Annotated in this window: 15 protein-coding genes; 5 read left to right on the top strand and 10 right to left on the bottom strand. The window is 34.0% G+C overall.

Features of this window, described 5'->3' with window-relative positions:
* Nucleotides 1-38: 38 nt before the first annotated feature.
* The 6 genes from Q5N74_RS04725 to Q5N74_RS04700 all read right to left on the bottom strand — a co-directional run bounded on the left by Q5N74_RS04725 (nt 39) and on the right by Q5N74_RS04700 (nt 6,539).
* Nucleotides 39-1,202, bottom strand: coding sequence for a sigma-54 dependent transcriptional regulator (locus tag Q5N74_RS04725; protein WP_304387577.1), 1,164 nt, complete (start codon nt 1,200-1,202; stop codon nt 39-41).
* A 75-nt stretch (nt 1,203-1,277) separates the two neighbouring features.
* A complete protein-coding gene (locus tag Q5N74_RS04720) occupies nt 1,278-2,216 on the bottom strand; it encodes a mechanosensitive ion channel family protein (RefSeq protein ID WP_304387576.1) in 939 nt (312 codons plus the stop codon).
* A gap of 5 nt (nt 2,217-2,221) precedes the next feature.
* A complete protein-coding gene (locus Q5N74_RS04715) occupies nt 2,222-3,526 on the bottom strand; it encodes an ABC transporter permease (protein ID WP_304387575.1) in 1,305 nt (434 codons plus the stop codon).
* Nucleotides 3,527-3,577: 51 nt separating this feature from the next.
* On the bottom strand, nt 3,578-4,504 hold the full coding sequence (locus Q5N74_RS04710; protein WP_304387574.1) for an ABC transporter ATP-binding protein: 927 nt from the start codon (nt 4,502-4,504) through the stop codon (nt 3,578-3,580).
* 343 nt (nt 4,505-4,847) lie between these two features.
* Nucleotides 4,848-5,978, bottom strand: coding sequence for a molecular chaperone DnaJ (gene dnaJ, locus Q5N74_RS04705; RefSeq protein WP_304387573.1), 1,131 nt, complete (start codon nt 5,976-5,978; stop codon nt 4,848-4,850).
* A 9-nt stretch (nt 5,979-5,987) separates the two neighbouring features.
* Nucleotides 5,988-6,539 carry a nucleotide exchange factor GrpE gene (locus Q5N74_RS04700; protein ID WP_304387572.1) on the bottom strand — a complete coding sequence of 184 codons (552 nt, stop codon included), beginning with the start codon at nt 6,537-6,539 and terminating at the stop codon, nt 5,988-5,990.
* 316 nt (nt 6,540-6,855) lie between these two features.
* Here Q5N74_RS04700 and Q5N74_RS04695 point away from each other — a divergent pair, with 316 nt between their 5' ends.
* Both Q5N74_RS04695 and Q5N74_RS04690 read left to right on the top strand, forming a co-directional pair.
* Entirely contained in the window at nt 6,856-7,251 is a 396-nt protein-coding gene (locus tag Q5N74_RS04695) for a lipocalin family protein (protein WP_304387571.1), read from the top strand.
* A 40-nt stretch (nt 7,252-7,291) separates the two neighbouring features.
* Nucleotides 7,292-7,843, top strand: coding sequence for a hypothetical protein (locus Q5N74_RS04690; protein WP_304387570.1), 552 nt, complete (start codon nt 7,292-7,294; stop codon nt 7,841-7,843).
* A 5-nt stretch (nt 7,844-7,848) separates the two neighbouring features.
* Here the strand turns inward: Q5N74_RS04690 and Q5N74_RS04685 are convergent, their stop codons facing one another.
* The 3 genes from Q5N74_RS04685 to Q5N74_RS04675 all read right to left on the bottom strand — a co-directional run bounded on the left by Q5N74_RS04685 (nt 7,849) and on the right by Q5N74_RS04675 (nt 10,071).
* Nucleotides 7,849-8,754, bottom strand: a complete 906-nt coding sequence (locus Q5N74_RS04685) for a TIGR01777 family oxidoreductase (RefSeq protein ID WP_304387569.1) — start codon at nt 8,752-8,754, stop codon at nt 7,849-7,851.
* Nucleotides 8,755-8,932: 178 nt separating this feature from the next.
* Nucleotides 8,933-9,604 (bottom strand): tRNA (5-methylaminomethyl-2-thiouridine)(34)-methyltransferase MnmD, encoded by a 672-nt coding sequence (gene mnmD / locus Q5N74_RS04680; protein WP_304387568.1) that lies wholly within the window; start codon nt 9,602-9,604, stop codon nt 8,933-8,935.
* A 2-nt stretch (nt 9,605-9,606) separates the two neighbouring features.
* Nucleotides 9,607-10,071, bottom strand: a complete 465-nt coding sequence (locus Q5N74_RS04675) for a DUF4920 domain-containing protein (RefSeq protein WP_304387567.1) — start codon at nt 10,069-10,071, stop codon at nt 9,607-9,609.
* 94 nt (nt 10,072-10,165) lie between these two features.
* On the opposite strand from Q5N74_RS04675, the gene Q5N74_RS04670 reads away from it, so the two are divergent.
* Entirely contained in the window at nt 10,166-11,230 is a 1,065-nt protein-coding gene (locus Q5N74_RS04670) for a branched-chain amino acid aminotransferase (RefSeq protein ID WP_304387566.1), read from the top strand.
* Between the two features lie 137 nt (nt 11,231-11,367).
* Here the strand turns inward: Q5N74_RS04670 and Q5N74_RS04665 are convergent, their stop codons facing one another.
* Entirely contained in the window at nt 11,368-11,754 is a 387-nt protein-coding gene (locus Q5N74_RS04665) for a nucleoside triphosphate pyrophosphohydrolase family protein (protein ID WP_304387565.1), read from the bottom strand.
* Nucleotides 11,755-12,214: 460 nt separating this feature from the next.
* Here Q5N74_RS04665 and Q5N74_RS04655 point away from each other — a divergent pair, with 460 nt between their 5' ends.
* Nucleotides 12,215-12,949, top strand: coding sequence for a LuxR C-terminal-related transcriptional regulator (locus Q5N74_RS04655; RefSeq protein WP_304387563.1), 735 nt, complete (start codon nt 12,215-12,217; stop codon nt 12,947-12,949).
* Nucleotides 12,949-13,755 (top strand): alpha/beta fold hydrolase, encoded by an 807-nt coding sequence (locus Q5N74_RS04650; RefSeq protein WP_304387562.1) that lies wholly within the window; start codon nt 12,949-12,951, stop codon nt 13,753-13,755. The genes Q5N74_RS04655 and Q5N74_RS04650 overlap by 1 nt, the downstream gene beginning before the upstream one ends.
* The last annotated feature ends 20 nt before the right edge of the window (nt 13,756-13,775 follow it).

Genomic DNA, 13,775 nt, shown 5'->3' with positions numbered 1-13,775 from the left:
AAAAAAAAGGACTCTTAGAAAGAGTCCTTTTTTTTTGTTTATTTACTAGCAAACATTTTCACATCTTGCTCACTTACCTGTGCACCGCCTAATATAATTAAGCGTTCGACCACATTACGAAGTTCCCTAATATTACCGGTCCAATCATAATCTTGAAGCAATTTTATAGCCTTATCTGAAAACACTTTTTTAGCTGTACCATGTTCTCCTGCTATTTTATCGGTAAAATGATTCACCAATAAAGGTATATCATCACGTCTATCATTTAACGCTGGCACTTGTATTAAAATAACAGCTAATCGATGGTATAAATCTTCACGGAATCGCCCTTCAGCTATTTCCTTTTTTAAATTTTTATTGGTTGCTGCCACCACCCGAACATTCACTTTAATATCTTTATCACTACCCACGCGCTGAATACGGCTTTCCTGCAAGGCGCGTAACACTTTGGCTTGCGCAGGCAAACTCATATCACCAATTTCATCTAAAAAAATAGTACCACCATTAGCCGCTTCAAATTTACCAGCTCTATCTTTTACAGCACTTGTAAAAGCGCCTTTTACGTGCCCAAACAACTCGCTTTCAATCAATTCACTAGGTATAGCGGCACAGTTAACTTCGATCATAGACCCCCCAGCACGTTCACTTTTTTGATGCAACCAATGTGCGACCAACTCTTTTCCCGTTCCGTTTGGACCTGTAATAAGCACACGCGCATCGGTTTGGGCTACTTTTTCAATAATATCTTTAATATGAGAAATGGCATCACTTTCACCTATCATCTCAAAATTCTTGCTAACTTTCTTTTTAAGAAGCTTATTTTCAACAACCAATTCTTTTCTATCTAAAGCATTTCGAACGGTGTTAAGCAATCTATTTAAATCGGGTGGCTTCGAAATATAATCGAACGCCCCCATACGCATGGTATTTACTGCCGTATCTAAATCACCGTGGCCAGAAATCATAACCATTGGTATTTCTGGCTTGATCTTCTTTGTTGCCTCTAACACTTCAACACCATCTACTTTTGGCATTTTGATGTCGCAAAGAATTAAATCGTAATCATCATTTTTAATTTTCTCTAAACCTACCAATCCATCTTCAGCTTCTTCAACTTGGTATGTATCGTTTTCTTCTGAAAGAATTTTAACAAGCACACGTCTTATAGCTGCTTCATCTTCAATTATTAATATTTTCGGCATATGTATTTATATTTTTAGAAGATAGACACCATTAAAAAGCATCTATTTTTCAGATATTTTATTTAATTTTCAACATTAATCTTTCCCTAAATTCGTATTTAATTCGGATGAATCTAAGCGAAGACTTACGCTTTGATCTGGTCTTTGAATAATATGTATATCGCGTTGCGGGAACGGAATGCTAATATTATTTTCTCTAAATAATTTATCAATTACAAAGCGTATTTCACTTCGTATAGCATTGGCATTAAAGCTATCACTAATAGTAAAAACAACCTTGAAATCTAGTGAACTATCTCCGAAATTTGTAAACCGTACAGATATATCTTCTTTATACAACACATCATTATTTGAAGCGGCAGCTTCAATTAATAATTTTTTAACCAATTGCACATCACTTCCATAAGCCACTCCAACCTCTACACTTTCTCTAGTATCCGAGCCATTTTGCGTCCAGTTATAAAGACTGTTTTCTAAGTACAAGTGATTGGGGATTATCAACACTTTATTATCTATAGTTACAGCTCTAGTGGTTCTTAATTTAATTTCTTCAACACGGCCTATTTGCCCATCTATTTCAATAATATCACCCACATGTACCGTTTGATCTACCAAAATAAACACTCCAGAAATAATATCTTGAAATAAAGTTTGTAGCGCCAAACCAATACCAATCATTAATGCCGCAGATGCTGCAAAAATGGCGGTTACATTAACGCCCACACCATTTAAGGTTATTAATAAAATGAGCAGATACACCAGCCATCTAAAATAGCCAAATACCACATTAAACTTTCCTTTATCATCATCTGGTAATTTTCTTGTAATTACTTTTAATACAAACCTTAATACTAAGGTTGTAACAAAAATAACGGTTATGATAATTAAAACATCTTTTACTGAAATGCTAATATTATCACTAAAATCGTAATGCTGATTTAGAAAACCATTTGCCTCTTTCCAAACAGAACTTGATTCGACTGCTTTCTCAATTTTATTTAATTCTTGATACATTTTTTTTAATATTTAATCCATTTCATCAATTCTTTATAAGTCGGTTTTTTACCATACATAAGAATACCAACACGGTAAATTTTCGCCGCAAACCACACGGTAAACATAAAGGTAGCAATTAATATCAATAACGATACCAATTGTTGCCACAAAGGCACACCAAAAGGAATACGCATAAGCATTACCACTGGCGAGGTTAAAGGTATAAACGAAAACACAACCGAAACCGTGCCATGAGGGTCTTCAACCACCGTGAAAATGCCAATATAAACAGCTAAAACTAGCGGCATTATAATAGGTAACATAAATTGTTGCGTATCCGTTTCATTATCAACAGCCGCACCAATGGCAGCATATAGTGAACTATACAACAAATAACCTCCTATAAAAAACAATAGAAACGCGATAATTAAATTTGCCAACGGTAGGTAAAAAAACGCATTTATAAGGTCTTGCACCTGCATATTCAATTCCGGGTTCGCCATCGCCTGCTCCATCATATCTTGTTGTGGTGTTTGTAAATTCACACCAAAAATAATAGACACCAAACTTAGCAACACACCACCAATTATTAACCAAATAACAAACTGCGTGATACCCGCCAAAGAGGTTCCTATAATTTTACCAAGCATCAATTGAATTGGTTTTACAGATGAAATAATAACCTCTATAATTCTACTTGTTTTTTCTTCAATCACACTACGCATAATCATGTTTCCATAAATAATAATGAACATAAATAATAGATAGCCTGCTGCCCCACCAAAAGCGAGTTTCATAACGCTATCAATTTTAGATGTTTTTTCACCAGCAAAACTTTCCTGCCCAATGTTAACATGTATTTTAGACGCATTAATCATGGCCACATCTACACCGTTTTCCTGAAGTTTTACGTCGGTAAGTTTATGCTCTAATTTAGTTTCTAAATCTGAAATTAAAGAAAGGGACGGTGATTCCTCTGAATAAAACTTGATATGATTTGAAACATCATCAATAGAATTAGGGGTAGCCACATGAAGCAATCCTACAGACCCCGTTTCTTCTGCTAATTTTTTAGCATCTGTAAGCGACATGTTTTCTAGAACATGATACTTGGTACGCTCTGTATTTTCAAAAACGTCTTGAACGAAGCCCGATTCATCTAAAACAGTAATGACACGCACTTTATCATTATTTAATTGTGATAAATATGCCACAACCGATATCAATGCAATCATTATTAGCGGACTCAAAATAGTCATCACTATAAACGATTTATTTTTAACCTTCGTTAAATACTCGCGTTTTATTATAAGTGGTAAATGGTTCATTAGGTGTTGGGTTTTAACGATTACTCGTTTTTAATTATCAATTATTAATTGTTAATTATTTTTTACGGTTTGAATAAAAATATCGTTTACACTTGGTATCAATTCTACAAAATGAGACACCTCTCCTTTTGCTGTTAAAAAGCTTAGCAAATCGTTTGGTGAGTCGCCTGCATTCAATTTAATATTTAGTTTTAAATCGTCTTCCAAGGTTCTAAAGTTGGCTAACGATACATCAAATTTTTGTAACAATTCCGTTCTTAAAGCATCGCTATTGGCTGTTTTAATCCCAACTTCAAAGGTGTTTATTTTATACTGTCGTTTAATATCAATTAATTTCCCGTCTAAAATTTTATTCGATTTGTGAATTAGTGCAATATCATCACACAATTCTTCAACCGATTCCATACGATGGGTGGAAAAAATAACCGTTGCCCCATTTTCGCGTAAACGCAAAATTTCATCTTTAATTAAATTCGCATTGATGGGGTCGAAACCAGAAAAAGGTTCGTCAAAGATCAATAATTTGGGTTCGTGCAATACGGTTACAATAAACTGTATTTTTTGGGCCATCCCTTTAGAAAGCTCCTGTATTTTCTTGTTCCACCAGTCTCCAATTTCTAAGCGCTCGAACCAATATTTTAATCGGGTTTTAGCTTCCGCTTTACTCAGCCCTTTTAATTGCGCTAAATACAACGCTTGCTCGCCTACCTTCATAGACTTATACAACCCACGCTCTTCTGGTAAATATCCAATATCTTTTATATGCGACCCGTTAAGTAAATCGCCATCTAAATGCACCGTACCAGTATCTGGCATGGTAATTTGATTGATAATGCGTATTAAAGTTGTTTTTCCTGCGCCATTAGGCCCTAATAACCCAAAAATACTGCCTTTAGGAACCGAAATAGATGCGTTGTTAAGGGCTTTGAAGTCTCCAAAACTTTTAGAAACTTGGTTAACTTCTAATAAGTTACTCATGTGTGTTTTTCAATTGACTTGTAGAATGTAAATATATTAAATGTTAAAGTAGAAGCTTAATGCTTTAGATATAATTTATGATTTTTTTTGATTTCATTCTGAAATAAACAAACACCAATAAGCACTTTGAGGCGACTACCAAAAGTCAATGGGTATAAAAACAAAACCCACCCTCAAAAAAAATTAAGGATGGGAAAAAAATTGCTATGAAAAAGAAAAATTTTCACTAAAATTAATTAGTGATAAACCAAATATATGTTTTTTTTTCTAAAAACCCTTAAAACAAAACAGGAACTTTAAAAAAATATAATCGATTGTTTTGGTTTTTCCTTTATCAGTAATATTATGAGAACATGTCTTTTACCTTCTCAAAAAATGATTTATCTGTACTATCTGGTTTCGGCATAAAATGATCATCTTCTTGCATAGACTCAAAAAACTCGCGCTGTTGTTTGCTTAGTGTTTTTGGTGTCCAAACATTCACATGCACCAATAAATCGCCTCTACCATACCCGTTAATACTTGGAATTCCTTTTCCGCGTAAGCGTAAAATTTTACCAGATTGTACACCAGCTTCCACTTTTATACGCACTTTTCCTGTAACGGTATCAATCTCTTTTGAAGTTCCTAACACCGCATCAGAATAACTCACATACAAATCGTAATGTAAATTATCACCTTCACGTTGTAGTTTCTCGTGTTGTTCTTCTTCTATAACCACAATAATATCACCCGAAATACCATTTCCTGGTGCATCATTACCTTTTCCAGATACTTTAAGTTGCATCCCATCTACGACACCCGCAGGTATTTTGATAGAAACAGTTTCTTCTGCAACCGTCATACCTTGTGCATCAGCATCGGCAGATTTTTTATCTATAGTTTGTCCAGCGCCACCGCAGGCATTACAAGGTGCAGATGTTTGCATTCTACCCAAAATAGTATTTGCAATACGGGTAACTTGTCCAGCACCTTGACAGGTAGGACAGGTTTTATAGGTAGTTCCTGGCGCTTGAACTTTACGTTTTACTTTTATTTTTTTCTCGACACCATTAGCGATTTCCTCTAAAGTAAGTTTTACGCGAATACGTAAGTTACTTCCTTTAACTCGGCGTTGGCCACCGCCACCGCCAAAACCAGAGAAGCCGCCACTAAAGCCGCCGCCACCGCCGCCAAAAATATCACCGAATTGGCTGAATATGTCATCCATATTCATGCCGCCTCCGCCACCGCCAAAGCCACCGCCATTCTCGAAAGCTTGGTGTCCGTATTGGTCGTAACGTGCCTTTTTGTTGCCATCACTTAAAATCTCGTAAGCTTCAGCCGCCTCTTTAAACTTCGCTTCTGCATCTTTATTATCGGGATTTTTATCAGGATGGAATTCGATTGCTTTTTTTCTATAAGCTTTCTTTATTTCAGCAGTACTTGCTCCTTTACTAATACCTAATGTGTCGTAATAATCTTTTTTAGCCATGGTTTTGTTTTATTGTCCTATTACTACTTTAGGAAAACGAATTACCTTCTCGCCCAGTTTATATCCTTTTTCTATAACGTCTATAATCTTTCCTTTCAAATCATCAGTCGGTGCAGGTATTTGGGTAATAGCTTCGTGGTTATCTGCATTAAATACTTCCCCTTTTTCAACAGCTACTACTTTAAGTCCTTTTTGCTCTAACGTGCTTATTAATTTGTTATAAATTAACAATACACCTTTGCGTAATGCTTCCGCTTCTTTATCGTCGTCACTATGACTTAATGCGCGTTCAAAATCGTCTAAAATTGGCAACAAGGTTTTCATAACATCTTCACTCGCTGTAGAAAACAACTCCATACGCTCTTTTGAGGTACGACGTTTATAATTTTCAAACTCAGCAAATAAGCGTAAAAACTTATCTTTCTCTTGTTTTAGTTCACTTTGAAGCTTCTCTTCAACCGTTTGCTCTTCAACAACTTGCTCTTCAACTTCAACCGTTTCGCTTTGTACAGCGTCAAGCTGCTCTTTTTCTATATCGTTTGCTTTTTCCTTTTTACTCATTGCTGTATTTCTGGTGTTTTACTTAATGTTTTTTAATTGACACATGCTGCTCGCTAATAATAACATCCTTTTAATGACACTATTCTTAGAACGTTCGTTTCAATTTTTATATAAATACTTAAATTGGTTGGCAAAAGTACTGCCAATCTTGTAAAAATGTCATAATGTCATTAAATATTTTTATTTAATTTAGATTGAAAAATTCTTCAGCAACTTGACTTTGTCAGTAAAAAAATATAAATTCGTTTAACAGGTGATATGGGCTATTAAAATAGCCTACACCTCAGAGTTGCCTACAATTTAACTATACCTACGAATGAAAAAATATAATCTTCTTCCAATTTTATTAATTGGACTTTTGATTTTCTCATCCTGTTCAAGTACTGATGAAAATGAATTATCAGTAGTTGGAGGCTGGACGGTATCAGAAAGTAAATTAAACGGAGAAGATGTCACTAATCAAAGTGTAATTCGACTATTGTCAGCTGAAAACAAAACAGAATTTAGATATCTAGTTTATAATGGAGTAGATATTGAATTAAAAATTGAGCTAGGCAATTGGTCAAAGAATGGAAACACTTTGACAATAGATTTTGACGACGCAAATTATGAAACAAAAATTTATACAATTACAGAAATAACAAGTTCATCTATGAAATGGGAATCAGAAATTTCAGGAGAAGGCACTTTAAAGGAAATTTTAACAAGATAAAACTATTCACACCACCATCTTGACAGTAAATAAATAAACTATGGGACTAAATATTTCAGGAATTGTAATTGATAAAGATTATTCAGAAAACATATCTGAACTTGAAGCTATTATTGGAGAAAAATTACTTTTTGAAAAAGAAGTAATGTTTGTAGACTCTTGTGAAAGTTTCAAGGAAGACGGACATTGTGATATATTTTACTCAGAAAAAGGAACATTTATACTTTTAACAATGGAAAAGGGAGGTTTAGAATTTTACGTAAAAAACCAAAATATATTTTCCTTTGTTTTATCTGAAATGACTATGACTTTCTGTATTAATTATGTTAAAAACGGAAAAAACATTCGAACCATTATCGAAGCAGAAGACAAGATTATGGAAAACGAAGGAACTCCATTTGATTTTGAAAAAAATGAAGATGATAAACCTGAATTAATATATCATCTGATTGAAAAAACATTGGGAGAATCATTTCACGAAATAGCGTTAGACGCTAAATGTTTAAGATACACTTTCAAACAAGAAGAATTTAATGCCAAAACAATAAAAAAAGCGGTGGAAAATAATAAACCTTGGTGGAAAATTTGGTAGCACAACTACCCTAACAAATCCTCCAAAGCAGGTTGTAAATGGTGGTATTCAAAATAAAAACCGGTGTCTTCTATTTTTTTAGAACTGACGCGTTGGCTATCATACAGCAAGGTATGCATCTCACCTAAAACCAGTTTCATAAAAATTCTTGGTATGTTGGGTAAAAAAAGCGGTTTATTTAAACTAGTCGCTATGGTTTTTGTGAGTTCTTGGTTTGTTACTGGACTTGGAGCTACGGCATTATAGACGCCTTCCAATTGGTGTTTCAATACATACAAAAACAGTTGTGCTAAATCGCTAATATGTATCCACGATTGCCATTGCCTCCCGTCACCAAAAGCAGCTCCGGCTCCGTATTTAATTGGCTTTATCATTTCGGTGAGCGCACCTCCTTTATTTGATAATACCAAGCCTATTCTAATTTTAGACACTGTTATATTCAAACTAGAAAAAGCATCGACTTCCTGTTCCCAAACTTGCACCACATTGCTTAAAAATGAGGTATCAAAATCTTGAAAAGTTTCATCGTAATAATTAATTAAGGAATCTGGGTATATACCAATGGCACTTGCTGAAATAACTTGCTTTACGGTGTGATCAATCGATTTTAAACTATTTACTAATAATTGCGTTGTTTCTTTCCTGCTTGCAATTATTTCTTTTTTGTAAGCCGAAGTCCATCGTTTTGAAACCGTGGCGCCTGCCAAATTAATAATTGCATCGACTTCTTTAAAACAGTTTACATCAATATCTTGCTGCTTAGGGTTCCAATAAAACCCCTGTGTTTTCGCAGATTGATTTATTTTAGACTTACTCGTTGTCAAGTAATTTACAGAAATATTTCTTCCATGGCACAGTTTCACAATTTCTTGCCCAATTAATCCCGTCGCCCCTGTAATTAAAACTCGCATTTTTAATTTTTTATTTTAAAGTTACAAAACGTAATGACTACGTACTATGATTTTGTAATAGGTTTAACAGAATAATTGATAATGTAAAACTAAAAACCTCACCAAAGATGAAGGGGCGCTAAAAAAAATGCTACTATTTTTATAAACAAGATCTGATTATTGCAACTAAAAACTGAGACTATTTTGTAGCCCTAAGCATTTCGCGTTTACCTGGAGGTCCAGGAAGTCTTTCAACCTTGAAACCTACTCCCTGCATAGCACGACGCACACTACCTTTGGCTGCATAGGTTACTAAAACACCATGTTCTTTTAAGGCTTCGTACATTTTCTGGAAGATGGTTTCTGTCCATAATTCAGGTTGCACACGGGCTCCAAAAGCATCAAAATAAATAAGATTATATAAGTCCTTATCTGCTATTTCTGAAAAAAATCGATTTTGTTTGGTTAGAGAAAAGCCATTTGAAACGGCATGTTTTTCTTCCCAAGAAACGGTGTGCATCATTTCAAAAAGCGACTCTTTACCGCTGGCTTCTAATTGACCTGGGTAATTGAGTTGTAAAATTTCATCACTTAAAACAGGATAGCCTTCCACACCTACATAATCTATACTTATGCCTAATTTTTCGGCCTCAAGCAAAGTTATAAAAGCATTTAAACCCGTACCGAAACCTATTTCTAGTATGGAAACATCTTGTTTTAATTCTGAATCACAGAAATGCTGTAATCCATGCTTTATAAACACGTGGTAAGCCTCTTGTATAGCACCGTGTTTGGAATGGTATTGTTCATCCCATTCTGGTAAATGTATGGTTGATGAACCATCTCCTGTAATAACGACTTCTCTTTCCAATATTATTCTTGTATTAAAACGCCATTTGCTTCAAATGAAAATGTGCGTTTTGGTATGTTTATAGCTGCTATTTCTGCTTCTGTTTTTCCTGCATCTTCGGCATAGTGGCGTTGCTCTTCAACAGACACCTCATTTACAAAAGCCTTTCCGTTTATAATAACTTCTTTCCCTGCGATATCTTTTGGAACAAAAAACCCATAATCTTTAAATTTCACCATAACCTCGTTGCCATCCTCTAAATTTAAAGTCATCCAACAGCCTTTTGCTTGACAAACATCAATCACTTTTGCTTTTATTTTGGTATTCATACTATCACCTACCTGCATAGATTTATAATGTGATGCCATAAATGGCCCATTTTCAGTTTTCAATATTGTGATTTCTTCACCAAAAGACTGATATGTGCCTTTATTTTTACAAGAAAAAACTAAAAACGAACAAAAAATTGCGAATAATAGAGGTTTCATGCAGTAAAATTTAATTTTTATTTGATTTGTTGTAAATATACCTCTTTTTTAAAAACGATTTTACTTAAATTTGTAACATAAAATAACAATATTTATGAACTCTATAATCAATGACATCGAGATTATAAAATCGGAAACTACTAAAATCAATGAAGTAGATTTCGATAATTTGGCTTTTGGTAGTGTTTTTTCAGACCATATGCTTGAATGCAATTTTAAAGATGGCAAGTGGCAAGCACCCAAGGTGATTCCTTACCAAGCTATAACGCTAGATCCTTCAGCTAAGATTTTCCATTACGGACAATCGGTTTTTGAAGGTATGAAAGCCTATAAAGATGCAAATGAAGATGTCTGGTTATTCCGCCCGCTAGAAAATTTTAAACGTTTGAACATTTCATCTAAGCGTTTAGCCATTCCAGAAGTACCTGAAAACTATTTCATGGATGGTTTAAAAACTTTATTGGAAGTTGATAGAGACTGGATTCCTAAAAACGAAGGCAGCTCATTATACATACGTCCTTTTGTTTTTGCATCTGGAAACGGTTTTCACGCATCGCCTGCAAATGCTTATAAATTTATTATTTGTACTGCACCTTCTGGAGCTTATTTCTCTGGAAAAGTGAAGGTTTTAATAGAACAAACCTATTCACGTTCGGCAAACGGTGGTGTTGGTTATGCTAAAGCCGGTGGTAACTATGCAGGTCAATTTTACCCAACGCAACTAGCCGTTGAAAAAGGATACCAACAAGTAATTTGGACGGACGATACCACCCACGAATATATTGAAGAAGCGGGTGCTATGAATATTTTTGTTCGCATAAATGACACCCTAATCACAGGACCAACAAGTGACCGAATTTTAGACGGTATTACTAGAAAAAGTATTATTGAATTAGCAAAATCTGAAGGCATCGAGGTTGAAGTAAGAAAACTATCTGTTCACGAGGTTGTTGAAGCAGCTAAAAACGGAAGCTTAAAAGAAATGTTTGGTGCAGGTACTGCAGCTGTTATTTCTCCAATTTCTGGTTTTGGCTATAAAGATGAAGATTTCGATATCCCTGAACTAGATGAAACTTTTGCTGGTTTCTTAAAGAAACGCATCACCGATATTCAAACGAATAAAGTTGAAGATCCATTTGGATGGCGCTATAAACTATAACAAAAAAGCTTCTTAATGGAAGTCGATTTGTCCTTATAAAAAAAGAGAAGCTCGTGAGCTTCTCTTTTTTTATACCTAAAATTGCTTTCAGAGCATGTATTTTAGATGATTCAGTAATAAGAACTAAATCTCGATGCTTATTTATCTAAAATAGACGCAATGTTTGGCTTAAAGTAATTAGGGCCTTTTAGCACTTTACCATCTTCTCTATAAATAGGTTGCCCATCTTCCCCTAACTTACTCATGTTACTACGTTGTATTTCTTCAAACACTTCTTCAATTTTATACTGCATACCATGTTCTATAATCGTACCACATAAAATATAAAGCATATCGCCAAGAGCATCTGCAACCTCAACCAAATCATTGTTATTAGCCGCTTCCAAATACTCTTCGTTTTCTTCTTTCATTAAATTAAAACGCAAGGTGTTTTTATCAATCCCCAAATCGCCCTTAGGAGTTTCTCTGTGACCAATTTTAAATGCGGTATGAAATGCTTTTACTGCTTCTATTTTATTTTTCATCTATATATTTGCTTATTTTTGCATAAAATTAATCATATGTTTAGTAAAGGTCAAATCATTTTCGGAGTTTTATTTTTTATTGTCTTCGCCATCGTAATTGGTTACACCTACCGCAAAGATTTAAAACTCCACAAACGCTTTTACTCTGGAAGTATTTGGATTTTAATTGCCTTTATTGGTTTTATCGCTATGATTAGTGCTATTAAGTTTTTGCTTTAGGGGAAATTTAATTTTCCTGCAATCAAGCACAAGAATTACTTAGAAAAGAAGTTGTAAAAAAGCTACACTCCGACTTTTTATGCTTTTTATCTGTTTTATAAAATATTACATCTACTTTTCAATAAATTAATACCTAGCATTGGGTATATTTTTACAGTAATTAACCAAACCCAATATTTCAAAAAATTAAAACCCAATAATCTACTAATAAAATAGCCAAACTTTTAAAAACTAAAGTTTGATGATTCAGCCAACATCAATATTTATAAGTGAAATATCCTCGAAATTAAAATTACTTGATTTATCTCAAAATGATTTTTCGAATATTAAAAACTTTCCACTAAATGCAAAGCAATGCATATATGTTATTGATTGGCAAGAGGCCCGTGTTTCATTTCAAAAAGACATTCACAAATTATTAGGCTATACTACAGATGAATTTACACTAGAAACCCTACTTAACATTGCGCATCCTGATGATTTAGACCTTATTAAACGCGTTACACAGGCAGCGGTAAACCATCTGACTCATTATACCTGTGATAATTTAAAAGACAGCTCATTAAACCTAACCTACAGATTCAGAAAAAAGGACAACACTTATGTTAAAATTCTAAGGCAATCGTCACTTTATGAACCTACTAGAAATGGTAAAATGAAAAGCAATTTATCACTTTTGACCGATATTTCCTTTTTTGATAATTCCGAGACTGTACACTGGGAATTTAACGCACCGCTCATTGAACAAAAAACGTTTAAAAGAGAAATATATAAGGAGTTTAACAACTTTTTTACAAGGCGAGAAACGGAAATTATTAAATTAATTTCAAGCCAACACAACACTAAATCTATAGCCCAACAATTATTTATTAGTGAGCATACAGTTTACTCACACAGAAAAAATATTCTTAAAAAAAGCAAATGCCATAACGCTACAGAATTGATTGCATTTTGTCATAAAACTGGTGTTTTATAATGATAAAAAAGGTTCAACTATTCAACAATATAAAAATTGCTTATCTTGATAACGAGGTTCAATCGAACATTTCAGTTGTTTTTATACACGGAAATTCATTAAGTTCTCAAAGCTTCAACAAACAACTAAACAACATTTCCTTAAATAAGTTCAGACTCTTAGCTATAGATTTACCTGGACATGGTGAATCAGATTCTGTTTCAAATTATTCTATACCGCTATTTGTGAACACTCTTGTTGATTTTTGTAAGTCTTTAAAACTTAAAAATTTCGTTTTAGTTGCCCACTCACTAGGGGGACATTTCACCATACAAGCCTTACCACAGTTAAGCCATTGTATTGGTATTTTCATCATTGGGACCTCGCCCATAAAACTGCCTTTAAATATAGGAGAGGCTTACCTACCAAATGAATTAATGCCTATACTTTTCAAAAAAGAATTAACACCTCCTGAAATAGCGATTTTCACAACAAACCTTGCCTCAAACTCAAATACTGATTTGATTCAAAATAGCATAAAAAAAACAGACGCTAAATTTAGGGAACATTTAGCGCTATCTATTGAAAATGGGGATATGCTTAATGAAGTATCTATTTTACATGACTCACCCATTCCCAAAGTATTCGTTTGTGGAGAAAATGATGTTTTAGTGAATACAACATATATTGAAAACTTAAGCATCCCGATGCTATGGCGTCAAACACTTTTGCTAATAAAAGACGCTTTACATACGCCACAATTAGACTCTCCAGAAAAATTCAACAGTATTTTAATAGACTTTATTGAATCTTTAAAAGAACAATAAGTTAACCGTTTACCTATAAT

Origin of the sequence: Mariniflexile sp. AS56, assembly GCF_030552475.1 — a bacterium.
Taxonomy (GTDB): domain Bacteria; phylum Bacteroidota; class Bacteroidia; order Flavobacteriales; family Flavobacteriaceae; genus Mariniflexile.
Note: the sequence above shows the minus strand (reverse complement) of the source record. Positions and strands in the feature narration are given on the sequence as shown.